This is a genomic window from Methylibium sp., assembly GCF_035762065.1.
In the GTDB taxonomy this organism is placed as follows: Bacteria; Pseudomonadota; Gammaproteobacteria; order Burkholderiales; family Burkholderiaceae_C; genus Methylibium.
Genome location: NZ_DASTPW010000001.1, coordinates 1 through 22022 on the forward strand (window position 1 = coordinate 1; position 22022 = coordinate 22022).

Annotated in this window: 16 protein-coding genes and 2 rRNA genes; 8 read left to right on the forward strand and 10 right to left on the reverse strand. The window is 70.3% G+C overall.

Annotation, left to right across the window (positions count from 1 at the left end; translation table 11 throughout):
- From VFR90_RS00005 to ruvB, 3 genes are all read left to right on the forward strand, one after another.
- Positions 1 to 412, forward strand: a 23S ribosomal RNA gene (locus VFR90_RS00005); the annotation flags it as partial.
- Positions 413 to 515: 103 nt separating this feature from the next.
- Positions 516 to 628 (forward strand): 5S ribosomal RNA (gene rrf / locus VFR90_RS00010).
- Positions 629 to 764: 136 nt separating this feature from the next.
- Entirely contained in the window at positions 765 to 1811 is a 1047-nt protein-coding gene (gene ruvB / locus VFR90_RS00015; RefSeq protein WP_326403820.1) for a Holliday junction branch migration DNA helicase RuvB, read from the forward strand.
- 249 nt (positions 1812 to 2060) lie between these two features.
- On the opposite strand, the gene VFR90_RS00020 is transcribed toward ruvB, so the two are convergent.
- On the reverse strand, positions 2061 to 2531 hold the full coding sequence (locus VFR90_RS00020) for a DUF1840 domain-containing protein (protein WP_326403821.1): 471 nt from the start codon (positions 2529 to 2531) through the stop codon (positions 2061 to 2063).
- 3 nt (positions 2532 to 2534) lie between these two features.
- On the opposite strand from VFR90_RS00020, the gene VFR90_RS00025 reads away from it, so the two are divergent.
- On the forward strand, positions 2535 to 3377 hold the full coding sequence (locus tag VFR90_RS00025; protein WP_326403822.1) for a fumarylacetoacetate hydrolase family protein: 843 nt from the start codon (positions 2535 to 2537) through the stop codon (positions 3375 to 3377).
- A gap of 54 nt (positions 3378 to 3431) precedes the next feature.
- On the opposite strand, the gene VFR90_RS00030 is transcribed toward VFR90_RS00025, so the two are convergent.
- The 3 genes from VFR90_RS00030 to VFR90_RS00040 form a co-directional block, all read right to left on the reverse strand.
- A complete protein-coding gene (locus VFR90_RS00030) occupies positions 3432 to 4616 on the reverse strand; it encodes a methyl-accepting chemotaxis protein (protein WP_326403823.1) in 1185 nt (394 codons plus the stop codon).
- A gap of 198 nt (positions 4617 to 4814) precedes the next feature.
- Positions 4815 to 7673 carry a molybdopterin-dependent oxidoreductase gene (locus tag VFR90_RS00035; protein ID WP_326403848.1) on the reverse strand — a complete coding sequence of 953 codons (2859 nt, stop codon included), beginning with the start codon at positions 7671 to 7673 and terminating at the stop codon, positions 4815 to 4817.
- Positions 7674 to 7684: 11 nt separating this feature from the next.
- Positions 7685 to 9397 (reverse strand): NADH-ubiquinone oxidoreductase-F iron-sulfur binding region domain-containing protein, encoded by a 1713-nt coding sequence (locus VFR90_RS00040; protein WP_326403824.1) that lies wholly within the window; start codon positions 9395 to 9397, stop codon positions 7685 to 7687.
- Between the two features lie 122 nt (positions 9398 to 9519).
- On the opposite strand from VFR90_RS00040, the gene VFR90_RS00045 reads away from it, so the two are divergent.
- Positions 9520 to 10593 carry a substrate-binding domain-containing protein gene (locus tag VFR90_RS00045; RefSeq protein ID WP_326403825.1) on the forward strand — a complete coding sequence of 358 codons (1074 nt, stop codon included), beginning with the start codon at positions 9520 to 9522 and terminating at the stop codon, positions 10591 to 10593.
- Between the two features lie 35 nt (positions 10594 to 10628).
- Here VFR90_RS00045 and VFR90_RS00050 read toward each other — a convergent pair whose 3' ends face one another.
- From VFR90_RS00050 to VFR90_RS00075, 6 genes are all read right to left on the reverse strand, one after another.
- Entirely contained in the window at positions 10629 to 10919 is a 291-nt protein-coding gene (locus VFR90_RS00050; protein WP_326403826.1) for a DUF1330 domain-containing protein, read from the reverse strand.
- Positions 10920 to 10959: 40 nt separating this feature from the next.
- Positions 10960 to 12471, reverse strand: a complete 1512-nt coding sequence (locus tag VFR90_RS00055; RefSeq protein ID WP_326403827.1) for a 3-hydroxyacyl-CoA dehydrogenase — start codon at positions 12469 to 12471, stop codon at positions 10960 to 10962.
- A 42-nt stretch (positions 12472 to 12513) separates the two neighbouring features.
- Positions 12514 to 13854 carry a benzoyl-CoA 2,3-epoxidase subunit BoxA gene (gene boxA, locus VFR90_RS00060; protein ID WP_326403828.1) on the reverse strand — a complete coding sequence of 447 codons (1341 nt, stop codon included), beginning with the start codon at positions 13852 to 13854 and terminating at the stop codon, positions 12514 to 12516.
- Between the two features lie 109 nt (positions 13855 to 13963).
- On the reverse strand, positions 13964 to 15391 hold the full coding sequence (gene boxB / locus VFR90_RS00065; RefSeq protein WP_326403829.1) for a benzoyl-CoA 2,3-epoxidase subunit BoxB: 1428 nt from the start codon (positions 15389 to 15391) through the stop codon (positions 13964 to 13966).
- 144 nt (positions 15392 to 15535) lie between these two features.
- A complete protein-coding gene (boxC, locus tag VFR90_RS00070; RefSeq protein WP_326403830.1) occupies positions 15536 to 17227 on the reverse strand; it encodes a 2,3-epoxybenzoyl-CoA dihydrolase in 1692 nt (563 codons plus the stop codon).
- A 98-nt stretch (positions 17228 to 17325) separates the two neighbouring features.
- A complete protein-coding gene (locus VFR90_RS00075) occupies positions 17326 to 18300 on the reverse strand; it encodes a helix-turn-helix transcriptional regulator (protein ID WP_326403831.1) in 975 nt (324 codons plus the stop codon).
- Positions 18301 to 18386: 86 nt separating this feature from the next.
- Between VFR90_RS00075 and VFR90_RS00080 the strand changes: the two genes are divergently transcribed.
- Genes VFR90_RS00080 through VFR90_RS00090 form a run of 3 tightly spaced genes read left to right on the forward strand, consistent with a single transcriptional unit; the run spans position 18387 to position 21984 of the window.
- Positions 18387 to 19991, forward strand: a complete 1605-nt coding sequence (locus VFR90_RS00080; protein ID WP_326403832.1) for a benzoate-CoA ligase family protein — start codon at positions 18387 to 18389, stop codon at positions 19989 to 19991.
- Complete coding sequence (locus tag VFR90_RS00085; RefSeq protein ID WP_326403833.1) at positions 19988 to 20803, forward strand: alpha/beta fold hydrolase; 816 nt, start codon at positions 19988 to 19990, stop codon at positions 20801 to 20803. The genes VFR90_RS00080 and VFR90_RS00085 overlap by 4 nt, the downstream gene beginning before the upstream one ends.
- 2 nt (positions 20804 to 20805) lie before the next feature.
- Positions 20806 to 21984 (forward strand): ABC transporter substrate-binding protein, encoded by a 1179-nt coding sequence (locus tag VFR90_RS00090; RefSeq protein ID WP_326403834.1) that lies wholly within the window; start codon positions 20806 to 20808, stop codon positions 21982 to 21984.
- Positions 21985 to 22022: the final 38 nt, after the last annotated feature.

Below are 22022 nucleotides of genomic sequence, written 5' to 3' on the forward strand. Positions count from 1 at the left end.
TTGGCACCTCGATGTCGGCTCATCTCATCCTGGGGCTGTAGCCGGTCCCAAGGGTATGGCTGTTCGCCATTTAAAGAGGTACGTGAGCTGGGTTTAAAACGTCGTGAGACAGTTTGGTCCCTATCTTCCGTGGGCGCTGCAGATTTGAGGAAGCCTGCTCCTAGTACGAGAGGACCGGAGTGGACGCACCTCTGGTGTATCGGTTGTCACGCCAGTGGCATTGCCGAGTAGCTAAGTGCGGAAGAGATAACCGCTGAAAGCATCTAAGCGGGAAACTCGTTTCAAGATTAGATCTGCCGGGGCCTTGAGCCCCCTAAAGAGTCGTTCGAGACCAGGACGTTGATAGGCCGGGTGTGGAAGCGTAGTAATGCGTTAAGCTAACCGGTACTAATTGCTCGTGAGGCTTGACCCTATAACTGTGACATTCGTCCGGTAATTTTGCCTGACCAATCAAGCTGTTGATTCGAACTCTACAAATTGGTCGTTTTGCTGCGGCAGATCGACACTCGGTTAAGCCTGATGACCATAGCGAGGTGGTCCCACTCCTTCCCATCCCGAACAGGACAGTGAAACGCCTCAGCGCCGATGATAGTGCGGATTCCCGTGTGAAAGTAGGACATTGTCAGGCTAATAATGCGATGCCCGGCCTGTAAAGGTCGGGCATTTGCTTTTGTATTTGCGATTTCCTAGCGATGGTTATCTAGAATTTGCGGTTTGCGCGCAGCAAGACTTATGCTTTGTGTGAATCAACCGATATTCGAGCGATGACACTGTCGATCGATGATCTCGGTCCTGCAGCGGCTCGCCTCAGCGACAGATCCGTGTCGTCAGGCGCCGAAGAACTGCTCGAACGCGCGCTGCGCCCGAAGACACTGCGCGACTACATTGGCCAGCAACGGCTGCGCGACCAGTTCGAAATCTTCATCGGCGCGGCGCTGATGCGTTCCGAAGCTCTCGACCATGTCCTGCTCTACGGCCCTCCGGGCTTGGGTAAGACAACGCTGTCCCATATCCTCGCTGCCGAGCTCGGCGTTCAGCTGAAGCAGACGTCAGGACCGGTACTGGAGAAGCAAAAGGATCTCGCGGCCATCCTCACCAGCTTGCAAGCGCACGACGTGCTTTTTATCGACGAGATTCACCGCCTGCCGCCGGTCGTCGAAGAGATCCTGTACCCCGCACTCGAGGACTACCGGATCGACATCCTTATCGGTGACGGCCCTTCGGCGCGTTCGGTCACCCTCGACCTGCAACCCTTCACGCTGATCGGCGCGACTACGCGCGCTGGCATGCTTTCCAATCCTTTGCGCGATCGCTTCGGCATCGTTGGTCGGCTCGAGTTCTATTCGGTGGATGAGTTGGTGCGCATCGTTGCGCGTTCTGCCTCCCTCCTCGAAGTCCCGATCGACGAGCCGGGCAGCACCGAGATCGCCCGGCGTTCTAGAGGGACGCCGCGCATCGCCAACCGGCTGTTGCGCCGCGTGCGCGACTTCGCGGACGTCAAGGCCTCCGGGCGTATCGACCAAGCCGTCGCGGCTGACGCGCTCGCCATGCTCGATGTCGATGCCGAGGGCTTCGACGCGCTCGATCGCCGGTTGCTGTCAGCGATCGTCGAGCGCTTCGCCGGCGGCCCGGTCGGCCTCGATAATCTCGCCACCGCCATCGGTGAGGAGCCGGGCACCATCGAAGACGTCGTCGAGCCCTACCTCATCCAACAGGGCTTTCTGCAGCGCACGCCTCGCGGGCGGTTGGCTACCGCTTTGACCTACCATTATCTCGGCCTGACACCACCGCAGGCTGGCGCGTTGTTCTAGTAAGCGAACGCTTCGTTGGCGACCCACGCCTGCGCTCCGCCGATATCGCTTCGCCAGTGCAAATCGCTGCGCCAAAGCCTCCATCGGGGGAGGCTAAAGCGGGGGCGCTCAGCCGGCGCGCTGGCGACCCTTCAACTGCCTCCACGCCGACCCACATCGTTGAGATGCATGCGCGCGGGTTGGGGCCGCCTCGACGTGCGGAACGCGGAGCAGTCGTCGAGCGCTCCAACGGCGTCACAGCACGCCGGCTCAAACACCCCAGACGATGTCCTGATGAGCGTCGGCCGCGCGCTTCATCATCTCGAGCAGCGGCCAGGCGCGCTGCTTCAAAGAGACGTTGTCCGGCTTGGCGCCGCTGCCGCCTTGCGCCTTCGCCTCGTCGGCCAACTGTTGGCGCCGCACTTCGTCGTCGACCACCGCGGCCTCGAGCGCTCGTGCCAGCCCGGGCAATGCCGCCGCCTCGAAAATGCCCTTCGACGCCGGCTCGCGGCCCATCGCGCGGAGCACCGCGTCGCCGACCGGCGCGGTCATGATCACGTCGCCCGCAGCTTTGGACTTGAATTTGTAGAGCATGGTCTCGTCGGCCGCAGCCGTCGCAGGAACAGGAGCAGTCGATTCTGCCGTTCGACATCTCCTGGCTCGAGCGCGCCGTGGCAGCCGCAGCGCGTTGCACGGATATCCTCGCCGGCCCATCCTGTTCGCCGCCTTTGCCGGCTCCACGCGATGAAACTCGTTCGCTATGGCCCCCCTGGGCGCGAGAAACCCGGCCTCATCGACGACCACGGCACCTTGCGCGACCTTTCGTCGGTGACGCCGCACCTGGACCTGCCCACGCTGGGCGCCGCAGGCGTCGCCCGCCTTGCCCGGCTTGACGCCGCGAAGCTGCCGGAGGTGCGCGGCCGGCGGCGGCTCGGCGTGCCCTTCACCGGCATCAGCAAGTTCGTCGGCATCGGACTGAACTACGTCGATCACGCAGCCGAAGCCGGCATGCGCGTGCCGACCGAGCCGATCGTGTTCATGAAGGCGACCACTTGCATCGCCGGTCCCGACGATCCCATCGTGCTGCCGGAGGGGTCGACCCAAACCGACTGGGAGGTCGAGCTCGGCGTGGTGATCGGCCGCGTGGCGCGCCGCGTCAGCGAGGCGCAGGCGCTCGAACACGTGTGCGGCTATTGCGTCGTCAACGACGTGAGCGAACGCGAGTGGCAGACGAAACGCGGCGGGACCTGGGACAAGGGCAAGGGCTTCGACGGCTTCGGCCCGATCGGCCCCTGGCTCGTCAGCCGCGACGAGGTGCCGGACCCGCAGTCGCTGTCGCTCTGGCTCGACGTGAACGGGGCGCCGAAGCAGCGCGGCAGCACCTCGAAGATGGTTTTCGGCGTCGCGCAACTGGTGAGCTACGTGAGCCGTTGCATGACGCTGCTGCCCGGCGACGTGATCGCCACCGGCACGCCGCCTGGCGTCGGCATGGGGATCAAGCCGACACCGCAGTTTTTGAAGGCGGGCGACGTGGTCGAGCTCGGCATCGACGGCCTTGGCCGCCAGCGCCAGCGAATCGTCGGCTGAAAGCAAAACGCGCCGGCCCGAACGGGCACGGCGCGTCGTGCGCAAGCGCGGCGATCAGGCCGCCAGCTTGAACACCTTCACCGCATCGGCCAGCTTCACGGACTGATCGCGCAGCGACTGCGAAGCCGCCGCGGCCTGTTCGACCAGCGCCGCGTTCTGCTGCGTCGAGCTGTCCATCTGCTCGATCGAGCGGTTCACCTGGTCGATGCCCGAGCTCTGCTCGCGGCTCGCGACGGTGATCTCGCCCATGATGTGCGTCACCTGGCGCACGCTGTTCAGGATCTCGTCCATCGTCGCGCCAGCCTGATCGACCAGCTTCGCGCCAGTGCCGACCTTCTCGACCGAGTCGCCGATCAGCGCCTTGATCTCCTTGGCCGCGGCCGCACTGCGCTGAGCGAGGCTGCGCACTTCGCCGGCCACGACCGCGAAGCCACGGCCCTGCTCGCCGGCCCGCGCCGCCTCGACGGCCGCGTTCAGCGCGAGGATGTTGGTCTGGAACGCGATGCCGTCGATCACGCCGATGATGTCGGCGATCTTGCGGGCGCTGTTGTGGATGTCGTTCATCGTCGCGACGACCTGCGTCATCACTTCGCCGCCGCGGGTGGCGACGCCGCTGGCGTTGGTGACCAGCTCGTTCGCCTGCTGCGCGTTGTCGGCGTTCTGGCGCACGGTCGAGGTCAGCTGGACCATCGAGCTCGCGGTCTGCTGAAGGCCGCTGGCCTGGTTCTCGGTGCGCACCGACAGATCGGTGTTGCCCGAGGCGATCTCGCTCGAGGCCACCGACACCTGCTCGGCCGATTCGCGCACCGAGGTGATCGTCGCGGCGAGCTTCTTGCGCATCGAATTCAGCTCATGGTTGAGCCATGCGATCTCGTCGCGCCCCTCGGAGGCGATCTTGGTGTGCAGGTCGCCGGAAGCGACGCGGCTGACCGAGGCGACGACGTCCTCGACCGGCTTGCGAACCGACTCGCGAATCATCCAGCCGAGCCACACGCCGATGGCGGCGGCGCCGAGCACGATGCCCACGATGATCTTCGTCGTGCGCTCGCTGCTGGCACCGAGCGCGGCGGCTTTCGCCGTCAGCGTGGGGTCGGACAGCTCCGCGACGAGCGCGTTCGCGTCGGCCGCGATGCCGCGCACGGAAAGCAGGCCCACGGCACCGACGCCGAGGATCAGAAACACCAGGATGGCAAAGCCGGCGGCGATCCGGGTGGTCAGGCGATAGTTCAACAGCTTCATCGAGCATCTCCACGATGGTGCGGCGCGCCCACGGCGCCAGTCGCCGGCCGGCGGTGCGTCCCGCGGCTCGGTCGATGGAGACACTATCGGCCGCGCCGCAGCCGACTGAAGGGCGGAACAGCGCAGCAATGCGGGCGCTTTCCCGCCGGCCTCGAACGGGCGTTCGCCGCGCGGCGCGACGGTCCGATCAGCGGCCGTTCAGCCGGCCGCGACGCGCACCGCGGTGACCTTGAAGCCCGGAATCTTGCCGAAGGGATCGAGCGCGTCGCCGGTCAGCTTGTTCGCCGCCGCCTCCCAGAACGCGAAGGGCAGGAAGACCTGCCGGCGCTGCACCTCCGGCGTCACCGCGGCGCGCGCCTGCACCGTGCCGTGGCGGGTCGACAGCGTCACCGGCTCGCCGTCGCGCACGCCAAGCGAGGCGGCATCGTCGGGGTGCAGCGACGCCAGCGCCTCGGGCGCGATCGCATCGAGCAGGCTCGCATGCCGCGTCATCGCGCCCGTATGCCAATGCTCGAGCACGCGGCCGGTGGTCAGCACGAACGGGTAGTCGGCATCCGCCTGCTCGGCGCCGGGACGGAAGGTCGTGGGTACCACGGTCGCCCGGCCGTCGCGCGTCGGAAAGCGGTCGATGAAGACGACGCTTTCGCCGGGCGCGTCCTCGCGCAGCGCGGGCGTGACGACCGCTTCCTCGCGCACGAGCCGCGACCACGAGACGCCGGCCAGCGGCTCCATCACGCCGCGCATCTCCTCGTAGACGCGCGCGACCGGCGCTTCGGCCGCTGCCCGGCCGTCGCCGTCGGCGGCCTGCCAGTAGGACCAGCCGGCGCCCAGGCGGCGCGCGAGCTGCTCGATGATCCACAGATCCTGCTTCGCCTCGCCCGGCGGCGCGAGCGCGGCACGGCCGACCTGGATCAGCCGGTCCGTGTTGGTGTAGCTGCCCCACTTCTCCGGGTGGGCCGAGGCGGGCAGGATCACGTCGGCCAGCACCGCGGTCTCGGTCGCGAAGATGTCCTGCACGACCAGGTGTTCCAGCCCCGCGAGCGCCGCCCGCGCGTGCGCGAGGTCGGGGTCGCTCATCGCCGGGTTCTCGCCCTCGACGTAGATGCCGCGGATGCGGCCCTCGCTCGCGGCATGCATGATCTCGACGACGGTGAGCCCGGCCTTCGCGTCGATCGGCGAATGCCACAGCGCCTCGAACTGCGCGCGCACCGAGGCGTCGGCGACGCGCTGGTAGTTGGGCAGCATCATCGGAATGAGCCCGGCGTCGCTCGCGCCTTGCACGTTGTTCTGGCCGCGCAGCGGATGCAGCCCGGTGCCTGGCCGGCCGATCTGGCCCGTCAGCAGCGCCAGCGCGATCAGCCCGCGCGCGTTGTCGGTGCCGTGCACGTGCTGGCTGACGCCCATGCCCCACAGGATCATCGAGGCGCGGCTGGTCGCGAACGCCCGCGCCACCTCGCGCAGGGTTTCGGCGGGGATGCCGCAGATCTCGCTCATCCGCTCGGGCGTCGCTTCGGCGACCGCGGCCTTCAGCGCGTCGTAGCCGTTCACGCGCGCGGCGACGAAGGCCTCGTCGACCAGCCCCTCGGCGACGATCACGTGCAGCAGGCCGTTGAGCAGCGCCACGTCGGTGTCGGGGCGGAAGCGCAGGTGCCAGGTCGCGCGCCGCGTGAGCGCGGTGTGGCGCGGGTCGCAGATCACCAGCTTCGCGCCGCGATCGACCGCGTTCTTGATCCAGCTCGCCGCCACCGGGTGGTTCACCGTCGGGTTCGCTCCGATCAGGAAGATCAGCTCGGCCTCGGCCACGTCGGCCACCGGGTTGCTGACGGCGCCCGAGCCGATGCCTTCGAGCAGCGCCGCCACCGAGCTCGCATGGCACAGCCGCGTGCAATGGTCGACGTGCGCGCTGGCCATCGCGGTGCGCACCAGCTTCTGGAACAGGTAGGCCTCTTCGTTGCTGCCCTTGGCGGAGCCGAAGCCGGCGAGCGCCGAGCCGAAGCCGCGCGATCCGGCATCGCGAATCTTCGCAAGCCCGCCGGCGGCGCGGTCGAGCGCCTCGTCCCAGCTCGCTTCGCGGAACAGCGAGGCGAGCGCCACTTCGCCGCTCTTGATGCGCTCGATGTCGGCCGGATCCTTGGCCACGCCGTCGCGGCGGACCAGCGGCTTCGTGAGGCGCCGCGGATGGTGGATGTAGTCGCCGCCGTAGCGGCCCTTCACGCACAGCCGCCCGTGGTTGGCCGGGCCGTCGCGGCCGGTGACGAAGTGGATGCGCTCGGCGCCCTGCTCGTCGGGCCCGTGATTCGACGATGGGGAATCCTTCGGGCCCACGTGCCAGGTCAACTGGCAGCCGACGCCGCAGTACGGGCATACCGAATCGACCTGCTTGGTCACCGGCTTGAGGCCCGCGCCCTTCGACGGCATCAGCGCGCCGGTCGGGCAGGCCTGCACGCATTCGCCGCAGGCCACGCAGCTCGAATCGCCGAGCGCCGCGCCGGCGTCGAAGCTGATCTGCGCGTGCGCGCCGCGGAAGGCGAGGCCGATCACGTCGTTGCCCTGTTCGTCGCGGCAGGCGCGCAGGCAGCGGGTGCACTGGATGCAGGCGTCGAGGTTGACCGCGATCGCGGGGTGCGAAAGATCGGGCGCGGCGTAACGGGCCTCGCGCCTGGGCAGCCGTGACGCATCGGCGCCGAGCTGCTTGGCCCAGGCGCTCAGTTCGGATGCGCGCGTGTACTCGTCGGTCGTCGCGCCGGCGTCGCTCATCAGCAGCTCGACGACCATCTTGCGCGCCGCCTGCGCGCGCGGGCTCTGCGTCTGCACCTTCATGCCGGCGGCGACGCTGCGGCAGCAGCTCGCGGCGAGCGTGCGCTCGCCTTCGACCTCGACCACGCAAGCGCGGCAGTTGCCGGCCTGCTCCAGGCCCTCCTTGTGGCACAGGTGCGGGATGCGGCTGCCTTCGCGCAGCGCCACCGACCAGATCGTCTCGTCCGCGCGGGCCCGGACGGTGCGGCCGTCGAGCGTGAATTCGACGACCGGCAGCTCGGGCGCCAGCAGCTTGCTCATCACGGGCGCGTTCACGGTGCCAGCTCCTGCGGAAAGTACTTGACGACGCAATCGACCGGGTTCGGCGCCGCCTGCCCCAGGCCGCAGATCGACGCATCGCGCATCACCTGCGACAGCTCGGCGAGCAGGCCCACGTCCCAGCGGTCGCTCGCGATCAGTTCGTTGACCTTCGCGGTGCCCGCGCGGCACGGCGTGCACTGGCCGCAGCTTTCGTGCTCGAAGAAGCGCATCAGGTTGCGGGCGACGTCGGTCGCGCGGTCGTGGTCGGACAGCACGACGACCGCCGCCGAGCCGATGAAGCAGCCGTGCGGCTGCAGCGTGTCGAAGTCCAGCGGCACATCGGCCAGCCGCTCCGGCAGGATGCCGCCCGAGGCGCCGCCCGGCAGGTAGGCGTAGAGCGCGTGGCCGTCGAGCATGCCGCCGCAGAACTCCTCGACCAGCTCGCGCAGCGTGATGCCCGCCGGCGCGAGATGCACGCCCGGCCGCTTCACCCGCCCCGACACCGAGAACGAGCGCAGCCCCTTACGGCCGTTTCGGCCGTGGCTGGCGAACCAGTCGCCGCCCTTTTCGAGGATGTCGCGCACCCAGAACAGCGTCTCGAAGTTGTGCTCCAGCGTCGGCCGGCCGAACAGGCCGACCTGCGCGACATAGGGCGGGCGCAGCCGCGGCATGCCGCGCTTGCCTTCGATCGATTCGATCATCGCGGACTCTTCACCGCAGATGTAGGCGCCGGCGCCGCGGCGAAGCTCGATGGTCGGCAGGCCCGCGATCGGTGGCGCGGCCCGCAGCGCAGCGAGCTCCCGTTCGAGGATCGCGCGGCCGCCGTGGTATTCGTCGCGCAGGTAGATGTAGATCGCGTCGATGCCGACCGCCCAGGCGGCGATCAGCATGCCTTCGAGGAAGCGGTGCGGATCGCGTTCGAGATAGTGGCGGTCCTTGAAGGTGCCGGGCTCGCCCTCGTCGATGTTCACCGCCATCAGCCGCGGCGCGGCCTGGCCGCGCACGATGCGCCACTTGCGCCCGGCCGGAAAGCCTGCGCCGCCGAGGCCGCGCAGGCCCGAGCTTTCCATCGTCGCGAGCACCGATTCGAGATCCCGCGTGCCGTCCGTGCACTGCGCGAGCGTCGCGTAGCCGCCGTTGGCGCGGTAGGCATCGAGGCCGATCCAGCCGGACGGCTCGGCCCGGGTGCGCTTCGCCACGACCGCGGCCTGCACCGCATCGGGCGTGGCGTTCGCGATCGGGTGCTGGTGCACGGCGACCGCCGGCGCCTGCTCGCAGCGGCCGATGCAAGGCGCCGCGAGCACCCGCACCTCGGTGCCCAGCAGCTGCGGCAGCCGCGCGAGCAGATCGCGGGCGCCGGCCAGCTCGCAGGCGATGCCGTCGCACACGCGCACCGTCAGCGCGGCCGGCGCTTCGTAGCGGCCGTCGGCATCGGGCCGCACGACCTCGAAGTGGTGATAGAAGCTCGCGACCTCGTAGACCTCGACCTGCGAAAGCCGCAGCAGCTGCGCGAGCGCGGCGAGGTGGTCGCTGCGCAGCTGGCCGCAGCGATCGTTGATCGCATGCAGGTGCTCGATCAGCAGATCGCGTCGCAGCGGCCGGCCTTCGAGCAGTGCCGTGACCTCGGCCAGCGCCGCGCGATCGACCGGGCGCTCGCCCGAATTGCGCCGCGGGATCGAAGCCGGTTCGCGCAGCAGCTGGATCGGGATCACGGGAGCATTCATCTGGGGGAAGTCCTCGCCTGCGAGCACCGATGCCTATGCTCCAATGAGCATATGAAAGCCCGCCGCAGCGAACGCAGCACCATAGTGCGGGCCCCCTGTCCCGATATGCACGCAGCCGCCGAATGATGCGCATCCAGATCACGCCCCACTGGGGGGTCGCGCAGGACGCCGACCACATGGTCGACACCACCGCGCTGCTCACGTTGCTCGCGGCCATCCAGGAAAGCGGCGCGATCGCCCAGGCCGCGCGCAGCGTGGGCCTGTCTTACCGGCATGCCTGGGGACAGGTCAAGCGCGCGGAGCAGCTTTTCGGTCACCCGCTGGTCGACGCGGGCCGCGGCCGCGGCTCGACGCTGACGCCGCTGGCCGAAAAGCTCATCTGGGCCGACAAGCGCATTTCCGCGCGCCTGTCGCCGCTGCTCAGCTCGCTGGCGTCCGAGCTGGAGAACGAGCTCGACCGCGCACTGCCGCCGCGCCCAGGCAGCACCTTGCGGCTGCATGCGAGCCACGGCTTCGCGGTCGCGGCGCTGGTCGAAAAGCTCGAAGCCGCGTCGCTGTCGGTCGAGCTGCGCTACCGCAACAGCTTCGAATCGGTGTCGGCGCTCGCGCGCGGCGAATGCGATCTGGCCGGCTTCCACGTGCCGATCGGCGAATTCCAGTCGGGTGCGGCGCAGCGCTACATGAAGTGGCTCAAGCCCGGCGCGCACAGCCTCGTGCACCTGGCGGTGCGCACGCAGGGCCTGTTCGTCGCGGCGGGCAACCCGAAGAAGATCCGCAGCCTGGAGGACCTGAGGCGCGCCGACGTGCGCTTCGTCAACCGCCCCGAGGGCTCGGGCACGCGGATGCTCACCGAGCTGCTGTTGAAGAAGGCCGCGATCACGCCGGCCGAGGTGACCGGCTACGACAGCGCCGAATTCACCCACGCCGCGGTGGCCGCGTACATCGCCAGCGGCATGGCCGACGTCGGCATCGGCGTGCAGACGGCGGCGCAGCGCTTCGGCCTGCCGTTCATCCCGCTGGTCAAGGAGCGCTACTTCTTCGCGCTGACCAAGGCCGCGCAGAACGAGCCGACGATGAAGACGGTGCTGGCGCTGATGCAGTCGCCCGCCTACCGCTCGACGGTGGCCTCGCTGGTCGGCTACGAGGCCGGCGAAACCGGCCGGCTGCTGTCGGTGGCCGAAGCCTTCGACAGCTGAGGCCCGCGGCGCCCCGCTTACCGGGGCCCGGTTCCTCAGGCGCCTTCGACCACCCGCAGATCGCGCACCGCGCCGTTGCCCAGCGCCGCGAGCGCTTCCTGGTACGCCGCGCTGTCGTGCACAGCGACCGCCTGCTCGACGCTCGCGAACTCGATCAGCACCGTGCGCTCCTGCAGGCCCGCTTCCCACGCCACCGCCGCGACCCCGCGCGCGAGGAAGCGGCCGCCGCCGGCGGTGATCGCCGGCAAGGCGAGCTTGGCGTAGGCGGCGAGCGCATCGGGGTCGGCGATCGAGCGGTAGGTGGCGACCCAGTAGGCCTTGGGCATGAGCGGCTCCGTGGACGAGGAAGCGACGAGGGCGGCGAGTCTAGGACCCGCCGCGTTGCCGCAGGCCCTGACTCGGGCGGTAGCGCTCGCCGCGGTACTGCGCGTCGAGCGCGGCGATCAGCTTCGTGATGCGTGCGGTGCCGAGCCGCGCGAGCCATTCGAAAGGCCCGGCCGGGTAGTTGACGCCGAGCTTCATCGCGGTGTCGGCGGCGGCCGCGTCGCAGACGCCCTGCTGCACCGCGTCGGCCGCCTCGTTGACCAGCATCGCGAGCGTGCGCGCGACGACCAGCCCCGGCGCGTCGCCGATCGCCACCGGCTGCCAGCCGCAGCGCGCGAGCAGCGCCTGCGCGGCCGCGCGCTGCGCGCCGTCGCAGCCCGGCGAGCAGGCGAACGCGAGCGCCGCGCCGGGCGCGTCGAGCACCGGCCAGTCGAACACCGCGACCGCGGCGTGCCCGTCTTCGGCCGCCACCTGCGCGGCCGCCCGGCCGTCGCAGGCGTGCAGGCACAAGGCGCCGTCGACCACCTGCACCGCATCGGGCGCGGCCTCGCGCACGACCTCGATGCCGCCGGCCGCCAGCGCGGCGGCGATGCGTTCGGCCCAGGCGCCGTCGCCGCGCACGATCACCGGCCGCGAGCGATCGGGCTCGGCCACCGCCTGCGGCTCGATCGCCGCATCGACCGGCTTGCCATCGACATAGCGGTAGAAGCCCTGGCCCGTCTTGCGCCCGAGCCGGCCGCCGTCGACCAGTGCGCGCTGCACCGGCGACGGCCGGTACCGCGCATCGCCGAAGAAGGCGTCGAACACCGACTGCGTGACCGCGAAGTTCACGTCGTGGCCGATCAGGTCCATCAGCTCGCAGGGCCCCATGCGAAAGCCGGCACCGCGCAGGCAGGCGTCGATCTGCGCCGGGCTCGCCTGCCGCTCCAGCAGCAGCAGCAGCGCCTCGGCGTAGTAGGGCCGCGCGATGCGGTTGACGATGAAGCCCGGCGTCGAGGCGCAGGCCACCGGCGTCTTGCCCCAGCGCCGCGCGAGCGCGAGCAGCGCCTCGGCCACCGCCGGCCCGGTCGCCAGGCCGCTGACGACCTCGACCAGCTTCATCAGCGGCACCGGGTTGAAGAAGTGCAGGCCGGCCAGCCGCTCGGGCCGCGCCAAGCCCTTGGCGATCGCGGTCACCGAGATCGACGAGGTGTTGGTCGCGAGCACCGCATCGCCGGCGAGCACCGCCTCGAGCTGCGCGAGCAGCGCGCGCTTCGCGTCGAGGTCTTCGACGATCGCCTCCACCGCGAGGCCGCAGCCGGCGAGCGCGTCGATCGACGCGGCAGGCGCCAGCCGCGCGAGCGTCGCCTCGCGCGCCGCCGCGTCGAGCCTGCCCTTCGCGACGAGGCCGGCGAGTGCCTCGCCGATCCTCGCGATGGCCGCGGCGGCCGCGCCTTCGCGTGCATCGAATATGCGCACCTCGTGCCCTGCCTGCGCGGCGATCTGCGCGATGCCGGAGCCCATCGCGCCGGCGCCGATCACGGCCACGCGGGATGTCGAGAGATCGATCGTCATGGGCGGCGTCGGGGTCGGGGGGGCGCCAGTGTCGCCTTGCGCTCAGTAGGTCTCCAGATGCAGCCGGCCCTCGCGCTTCAGGGCCGCGGCGACCTGCGGCCAATCGAGCGCGTGCTGCAGCGCCACGTCGCGCAGCGCGAGCAGCACGCCTTCTTCCATCGCCTTCAGGCCGCAGACATAGAAGTACGCGTTCGGGTCGTTCAGCATCGCCGCGAGATCGGCCGCGCGCTCGCGCATCAGATCCTGCACGTAGCGCTTCGGCTGGCCGGGCGTGCGCGAGAACGCGAGGTGGATGTCGATGAAGTCCTTCGGCAGGGACTGCAGCGGCCCGAAGTAGGGCAGCTCCTGCTGGGTGCGCGCGCCGAAGAAGAGCAGCAGCTTGCCGCCTTCGAACTTGCCGTCCTCGAGCCCCCAGGTCGCAGCTTCGCTGCGTCCGCCCCACGAGGGGAGTGCGCCGCCTTGGGACGGCCCGGCGGCGGCGCGCCGCAGCCGGCGCCGCCACTCGGTCATCGCGCGCATCGGCGCGCTGCCGGTGCCGGTGCAGATCATCACCAGGTGCGAACGCGGGTGGTTCGGCATCAGGAAGCTGGCGCCGAACGGGCCGATCACTTGCACCGTGTCGCCGACCTTGAGGTCGCACAGGTAATTCGACGCGACGCCGCGCACCGGCTTGCCCGCGTGGTCGGCGAGCACGCGCTTCACCGTCAGCGACAGGTTGTTGTAGCCCGGCCGCTCGCCGTTGCGCGGGCTGGCGATCGAGTACTGGCGCGCGTGGTGCGCCTTGCCTTGCGCATCGAGCCCCGGCGGCACGATGCCGATCGACTGGCCCTCGAGCACCGGGAAGGGCATCGCGCCGAAGTCGAGCACGATGTGGTGGGTGTCGTTCTCCCAGCCGGCCGCGGTGACGCTGACGTTGCCGACGACGGTGGCCGTCGTCGGCGCCTTCGGGCCGTAGAGCTTGGTGTACGCATGCGCGGCCGACCACGGCGGCAGCGTCGAGCCGTAGCTCTCGGTCGCAGCCGCGGGCGCCGCGCTCTCGACGACGGCCTGCGCCGCCGAGGCTTCGACGGCCGGCGTCGCCGCCTCGGCCTCGACCGGGGCGCCCAGCTCGTCCCCGTTCAGCTCCGGCGGCAGCTCGTCCCAGGTCAGCTGTTCCTCGATCGAGTAGGCGCGCGCCTTCGGCATCTGCCGCCAGTTGTCGATCGAGCCCGTCGGGCAGGGCGAGATGCAGGCCATGCACAGGTTGCAGACGTCGGCGCGCACGACGTAGTTGCGGTCGTCGTGCGTGATGGCGCCCACGGGGCAGGTCGCCTCGCAGGTGTTGCAGCGGATGCAGATCTCGGGGTCGATCAGGTGCTGCTTGATGAGGACGGCTTCGGTCATCGGGTGTTGCCTTCAATGCGGCTTTCTGAGCGACGCCGCGCGGTTGGCAAGCGGCGAGCGGGGCTGGCGACCCCATCTCCGGCGAGCGCAAGGACAAAGCGCAGACCGCCTACCCAAACCGCACGTACTCGAAATCCACCGGCTGCTTGTTGATCCCCATCGCCGGCGGCGCGATCCAGCCGGCGAACTTGCCCGGCTCGACGCAGCGGCCCATCAGGCTCGCGACGAAGTTGCGGTCGTCGCTCGTCGGCAGCCATTCCTTCTCGCGCGCGGCCCACTCGGTCTCGCTCACGGGCTTGCCTTCGGGCGACACCTTGACGCCGGCGAGCGCGCCGATCTGCCGGTGGAAGGCCTTGTGCGGCACGCTCAGGCGCTGCGGCAGGCCGGCCTTCTCGATCACCTTGTTCCAGCGGCCGACGCCGGCGACCGAATCCTTGATGAAGTCGTCGCGCAGCACCTCGTTCAGCGCATTCAGCATCGGCACGTCCTTTTCGACGAGCTGGCCGTTCTGCACCTCGAGCACCTTGTAGGTCTGGCCCTTGAGCACGTGGTCGTCGGCCCGCTTGCCTTCCTCGTAGCGGCCCTTCAGGCCCGAGCTGTAGAAGGTCGCTGCATTGCTCGACTGGTCGGCGCCGAACAGGTCGATCGTCACCGAGTAGTGGAAGTTGAGGTAGCGCTGGACCGTCGGCAGGTCGATCGCGCCGGCCGCGCGGATCTTCTGCACGTCGTCGGTCTTGAGCTCGTTCATCACCTGGCAGGTGCGCTGGATCACCCGCGAGACGCCGCTCTCGCCGACGAACATGTGGTGCGCCTCCTCGGTCAGCATGAACTTCGTCGTGCGCGCGAGCGGATCGAAGGCGCTCTCGCTCAGCGCCGCGAGCTGGAACTTGCCGTCGCGGTCGGTGAAGTAGGTGAACATGAAGAAGCTCAGCCAGTCGGGCGTCTTCTCGTTGAAGGCGCCGAGGATGCGCGGGTTGTCGGCGTCGCCCGAGTTGCGTTGAAGCAGCGCGTCGGCCTCCTCGCGGCCGTCGCGGCCGAAGTGCTTGTGCAGCAGGTAGACCATCGCCCACAGGTGGCGGCCTTCCTCGACGTTGATCTGGAACAGGTTGCGCAGGTCGTACATGCTCGGCGCGGTGAGGCCGAGGTGGCGCTGCTGCTCGACCGACGCGGGCTCGGTGTCGCCCTGCGTCACGATGATGTGGCGCAGGTTCGCGCGGTGCTCGCCGGGGACGTCCTGCCAGACCTTGCCGCCCAGGTGATCGCCGAAGTGCACCTTGCGCTCGGCATCGCCCGGATTCAGGAAGATGCCCCAGCGGTAGTCGCGCATCTTCACGTGGCCGAACTGCGCCCAGCCGGCGGGATCGACGCTGACCGCGGTGCGCAGGTAGACGTCGTGGTTCGTCGAGCCCTCGGGGCCCATGTCGTCCCACCAGCCGATGAAATTCGGCTGCCACTGCTCGAGCGCGCGCTTGAGCGTGCGGTCCTCGGCGAGGTTGACGTTGTTGGGGATCTTCTCGCTGTAGTCGATCGAAGGCATGAAGACTCCTTGAGATGGCGGGAGAGGGTCAAACGCTGCGCACGGGCGCACGGCACGCGGGCGGCCGCCGCGGATCCGGCTTTGCCGGGCCGCCGGCGGCGCCCCCTCGAGGGGAAGCGGCGAAGCCGCAACGGGGGTGTGTCATCACACGCGCTTGAAGTCGAAGCCGGCCTTCTCGCCGGTGCCGTAGACCTTCAAGGCGCCGCGCTCGCCGACCGCGTTCGGCCGGATGAAGATCCAGTTCTGCCAGGCCGAGAGCCGGCCGAACACGCGGGTCCACATCGTCTCGGGGCCGTTGAAGCGCAGGTTGGCTTCGAGGCCGGTCAGCGCATCGGGCGACAGCGCCGCGCGCTCCTCGAGGGCGATGCGCAGCTCGTCGGCCCAGTCGATGTCGTCGGGCGCGGCGGTCACGAGGCCGAGCGCGAGCGCGGCGTCCGCGTCGAGCGCGCGGCCGATCGCCTCGCGCGCCGCGGCCATCGGCGCCGGCTCGTCGTGGAAGCGGCGCGCGAGCCGGCTTTGGCCGGTGACCATCGGCAGCAGGCCGAAGTTCGCTTCGCTCAAGCGCAAGCGCGGTGCCGCCTCGGGCGCATCGGGCAGCGCCAGCATGTAGGCGCGGTCGGCCGCGAAGGCGAACTCGGCGAAGCTGCCGGCGAAGCAGCTGCCCTGGTCGATCAGCGCGAACAGGCTGCGCGAGGAAACGTCGAGCCGCGCGAAGGTGCGGCGCAGCAGGCCGATGGTCTCGGCGACGAACCAGTGGTCCTGGTGCGCGAGCAGGCTGGCGTCGGCCGCGAGCACCGCGTCGGCGTCGCCGGCGGTCTTCAGCAGCCAGCATCCGATCTCCGGCTCGTTGGTGCGCAGGTGGAGGATCGCGTCGTCGAGCTCGCGCGCGAACCGCAGCGGCCACCAGCCGGCGCCGGCCGCGACGATCGCGTCGATCCCCTGCGGCAGCGGGGCGCTCGGCGCCTTCGCGGTGATCGTCGCGCATCGCCTTCCGCGATCGATCGCGACCTCCACGGTCGAGTAGCGCAAGGCATCGCCGTCCAGGCTGCGCTCGATCGGCGTCAGCGCCACGCCCTGCGCGCCGCTGCCCGCACCCGGTCGGCGGCTCCGCTTCGCGAGCGCGAGCGCGCGGTCCTTCACCGCCTGCGCGAAGGCCGCCGGCTTCGCGACCGCGTCGACCAGCTTCCACTCGACCGCCTTCGCCCCGCGCACGCCCTCGACGCTGGTGCAGAAGATGTCGGCCAGGTCGTGCCGCACGCGGCGCTTGTCGGTCACGCGGGTCAGGCCGCCGGTGCCTGGCAGCACGCCGAGCAGCGGCACCTCCGGCAGCGAGACGGCCGAGGAGCGGTCATCGACCAGCACGATCTCGTCGCAGGCCAGCGCCAGCTCGTAGCCGCCGCCGGCGCAGGCGCCGTTGACCGCCGCGAGGAACTTCAGCCCGCCGGCGCGCGACGAGTCCTCGAGGCCGTTGCGCGTCTCGTTGGTGAACTTGCAGAAGTTCACCTTCCAGGCGTGGCTGCTCAGGCCGAGCATGAAGATGTTCGCGCCCGAGCAGAAGATGCGGTCGCGCCCACCGGTGATCACCACCGCCTGCACTTCGGGGTGCTCGAAGCGCAGGCGGTTCACCGCGTCATGCAGCTCGACATCGACGCCCAGGTCGTAGCTGTTGAGCTTGAGCTTGTAGCCGGGGCGCAGGCCGCCGTCCTCGGCCACCGCGAGCGACAGCGTCGCGATCGCGCCGTCCACCGCGAACTTCCAGTGCCGGTAGCGGGACGGCTCGGTGCGGTAGTCGACGATCGGCTCGGCCGGGGCGGCGGCGAAAGCGGCAGAGGTCATCGCGGGCTCCTTCGGTGATCGGCCTTGCGCACCGGTAGGCATGCATCATCGTGCATGACACCGGCGTTAATGCACCATAGTGCACGAACGCTCGATCGTCAAGCCTCGAAGGCCGCGCGCACCTCGGCGCCGCGGCTCACCGCCGGGCGCAGGCTGCGCGGCAGCGCCGCGAGCAGGCGCCGGCAGGCGGTTTCGGCGTCGAGCCCGCCGGTGTCGATCGTGAGATCGGCCTTGCCGTAGAGCGCCGCCCGGCCCGCGAGGATGCGGCGCAGGTCGTCCATCGCCGCGCGCCTGCCGGCGTGGCCGGCCATCGGCCGCAGGTCGCCTTGCGCCACGACGCGGTCCATGTGCTCCTGGGGGCTCGCTTGCAGCCAGACGGTGAAGCATTGCGAGAGCAGCCGCGCGAAGGTGGCCGGGTCGGAGACGATGCCGCCGGGCGTCGCGATCACCGCGTCGGGGTGGCGCTCGAGCACGAGATCCAGCGCACGGCGCTCGTGGCGGCGGTAGGCGTTCGGGCCGTAGAGGTTGTGGATCTCGGCGAGCGAGCCGCCGGCCAGCGCCTCGATCTCGCGGTTCAGCTCGACGAAGGGCCGGCCCAGCCGCTCGGCGAGCATGCGCCCGAGCGTCGACTTGCCGGCACCGCGCAGGCCGATGAGCGCGATGCGGCGCTCCCGCGCCGCCGCGTCGGGCGCGGCGCCGAACAGCGGCGCGAGCGCGGCGCGGGCGCGTTGCAGCTCGGCCTCGTCGCGGCCGGCGAGCAGGTCGCGGATCAGCAGCCATTCGGGCGACGCGGTGGTCGCGTCGCCGAGCAGCTCCGCCAGCGGCGAGCCCAGCGCCTGCGCGACCTGGCGCAGCACCAGGATCGAGGCGTTGCCGACGCCGAGCTCGAGGTTCGCGAGGTGCCGCTCGGACACCCCGGCGCCTTCCGACAAGCCTTTGCGCGTGAGCCCGCGGCGCGCGCGCAGCAGGCGCACGCGCTCGCCGAGCGCGACGAGGAAGGGCTCGCGCTCGTCGGTGGCGACGGCGAGCACGGGCGCGGTTTCGGGCTTGCGGCGCTTCGGAGGGGTGGCCATCGATCGGGTGGGCAGAGCCGGTGTTTACCCGCGAGCATGCACTATCTTGCTTGACGATGCCAGAGGCGGCGGCTAGCTTCTCGTCCATGGATGCCTTCGCCGCCGCCTTCAACGCGCCGCCGGAGCGCTTCAACTTCGCGCGGCATCTGTTCGAGCTGAACGCAGCGCGCGCCGGCAAGCCGGCCTACGTCGACGAGACCGGCAGCCTCGCCTACGGCGAACTGGAAGACCGCTCGCGGCGCGTCGCATCGGCGCTCGCCGCGCTCGGCCTGCGGCGCGAGGAGCGGGTGCTGCTGTTCATGCTGGACGGGCTCGACTGGCCGGTCGCCTTCCTGGGCGCGCTCTACGCCGGCGTGGTGCCGGTGTGCGTCAACACGCTGCTGCCGGCCGGCGACGTGGCCTACATGCTCGGCCACAGCCGCGCGCAGGCCGCGTTCACGTCCGGCGCGCTGCTGCCGACCCTGCAGGCCGCGATGGCGCAGGCGCCGCACGAGGCGAAGGCGCTCGTCGTCTCGCGCGCCGCAGGCGCGCTGCCTCCCGGCGCGCTCGCCTTCGACGCGCTGCTCGATCACCCGGGCGCCGCGCGGCCGGCCGACACGCTCGCGGACGACATCGCCTTCTGGCTGTATTCGTCCGGCTCGACCGGCCGGCCGAAGGGCACGGTGCACAGCCACGCGAACCCGTACTGGACCGTCGAGACCTACGCGAAGCGCGTGCTGCAGCTGCGCGAGGACGACGTGGTGTTCTCGGCCGCGAAGCTGTTCTTCGCCTACGGGCTGGGCAACGCGCTGAGCTTTCCCCTGGCGGCCGGCGCGACGACGGTGCTGATGGCCGAGCGGCCGACGCCCGCCGCGGTGTTCGAACGCCTCGCCCGGCACAGGCCGACGGTCTTCTACGGCGTGCCGACGCTCTATGCCGCGATGCTGGCCGCGCCAAACGCGCCGGGGCGCGATCGATCGACGCTGCGCATCGCCACCTCCGCCGGCGAAGCACTGCCGAAGGAGATCGGCGAGCGCTTCGCCGAGCGCTTCGGCTGCGACGTCCTCGACGGCATCGGCTCGACCGAGATGCTGCACATCTTCCTGTCGAATGCGCCGGGCGACGTCCACTACGGCACGAGCGGCCGGCCGGTGCCGGGCTACGCGATCGAGCTGCGCGGCGAGTCGTCGGACGGCCGCAGCGGCGCCCCGGTGGCCGACGGCGAGATCGGCGACCTCTACATCCGCGGCCCCAGCGCGGCGCTGATGTACTGGGGCCAGCGCGAGCAGTCGCAGGCCACGTTCCAGGGCGGCTGGACGAAAAGCGGCGACAAGTACTCGCGCGACGCCGCCGGCCTCTACACCTACGCCGGCCGCAGCGACGACATGCTGAAGGTCAGCGGCCAGTACGTCTCGCCTTTCGAGGTCGAGGCCGCGCTGATCCGCCACGACGCCGTGCTCGAAGCCGCGGTGATCGGCGTGCCGGACGCCGAGGGGCTGATGAAGACCAAGGCCTTCGTCGTGCTCAAGCCCGGCCACGCGGCCGGCGCCGACACCGAGGCCGCGCTGAAGGCCTTCGTCAAGGACCTGCTCGCGCCCTACAAGTACCCGCGACGCATCGAGTTCCTCGCCGAGCTGCCGAAGACGGCGACCGGGAAGATCCAGCGCTTCAAGCTGCGCGCCCGCGAAGAAGGCCGCGAGGCCGGCGCTTGAGCGTCGAGCTCGTCCGCATCGACGCGCTCGGCCGCGCGCTCGACATCGAGTGCGCCTGGGTCGGCGCGGGCGATCCGGCCGCGCCGCTCGTCGTGTGGCTGCACGAAGGGCTGGGCTCGCTGTCGATGTGGCGCGACTTTCCCGAACGCGCCTGCCGCGCCGCCGGCCTGCGCGGGCTGGTCTGGTCGCGCCCCGGCTACGGCCGCTCGACGCCGCGGCCGCATGACGAGCGCTGGGCGCCCGACTTCATGCACCGGCAGGCGCGCGAGGTGCTGCCCGCGCTGCTGCGCGCCTTGCGCGTCGAGGGCCGCTACCACCTCGTCGGTCACAGCGACGGCGGCTCGATCGCGCTGCTGCACGCGGCGGCCTTCCCGGAGCGCGTCGAGCGGCTCGCGGTGCTGGCTCCGCACGTCTTCGTCGAACCGGTGTCGGTGGCGAGCATCGCGGCCACGCGGCGGCACTATCTCGACACCGCCGAGCGGCCCGACGGCCTGCACGCGAAGCTCGCGCGCCACCACGCCGACGTCGAATCGGCCTTCTGGGGCTGGAACGACATCTGGCTCGATCCGCGCTTCCTCGACTGGAACCTCGAGGCCGAGGTCGCGGCGATCCGCGCGCCGGTGCTCGCGATCCAGGGCACCGACGACGAGTACGGGACGATGGCGCAGATCCACCGCATCGCCGCGGCGCTGCGATCCGAGGGCCAATGCCGATGCCTCGCGTTGCCCAACTGCGGACACTCGCCGCACCGTGACCGGCCCGACGACGTGATCGCCGCGCTCGCCGGCTTCTTCACAGGCCTTCAGGAGTGACCATGACCCGATCGACGCTCACCGTCGCCGCCGCCGCGGCGCTCGCCCTCGGCGCCCTGGCTACGCCGCTCGCGACGCAGGCGCAGCAGCCGGCGAAGCTCAAGGTCGGCTTCATGCTGCCCTACACCGGCACCTTCGCGGCCCTCGGCGTCGCGATCGAGAACGGCTTTCGCCTGCACCTGGCCGAGCAGGGCGGCAAGCTCGGCGGGCGCGAGGTCGAGATCGTCAAGGTCGACGACGAGTCCGATCCCTCGAAGGCCACCGACAACGTCAACAAGCTGATCAAGCGCGACGAGGTGGACGTGGTGGTGGGCACGGTGCACTCGGGCGTCGCGATGGCGATGGCGAAGGTGGCCAAGGACACCGGCACGCTGCTGATCGTGCCGAACGCCGGCGCCGACGCGGTGACCGGCCCGATGTGCGCGCCGAACATCTTCCGCTCCAGCTTCAGCAACTGGCAGCCCGCCTACGCGATGGGCGAGGTCGCGGCCAAGCGCGGGCACAAGAAGGTGATGACGATCACCTGGAAGTACGCGGCCGGCGACGAATCGGTCGGCGGCTTCAAGGAGGCCTTCGAGAAGAACGGCGGGCAGGTGACGAAGAGCCTGAACCTGCCTTTCCCCGGCGTCGAGTTCCAGGCGCTGCTGACCGAAATCGCCGCCGCGAAGCCCGATGCCGTCTATGCCTTCTTCTCCGGTGGCGGCGCGGTCAAGTTCCTGAAGGACTACGCGGCGGCCGGCTTGCCGAAGACGGTGCCGCTGTACGGCCCCGGCTTCCTGACCGACGGCATCCTCGAAGCGGCCGGCGATGTGTCGCAGGGCATGGTCACCACGCTGCACTACGCCGACGGCCTGAACACGCCGCGCGACAACGCCTTCCGCCTCGCCTACGCGAAGGCCTACAAGCTGCAGCCCGACGTGTTCGCGGTGCAGGGCTACGACGCCGCGCAGATGCTCGGCGCCGGCCTGAAGGCGGTGGGCGGCGACACCACGAAGAAGCCGCAGCTGATCGCCGCGATCGAGGCCGCGCAGATCGAAAGCCCGCGCGGGCCCTTCAAGCTCAGCAAGGCGCACAACCCGGTGCAGGACATCTACATCCGCAAGGTCGACGGCAAGGTGAACCAGGTGACCGGCATCGCGATCAAGGCGCTGGCCGACCCGGCGCGCGGCTGCAGGCTCTGATCCCAGGGCCGCGCTTTTGCGGCTCGACACCGCGGCCC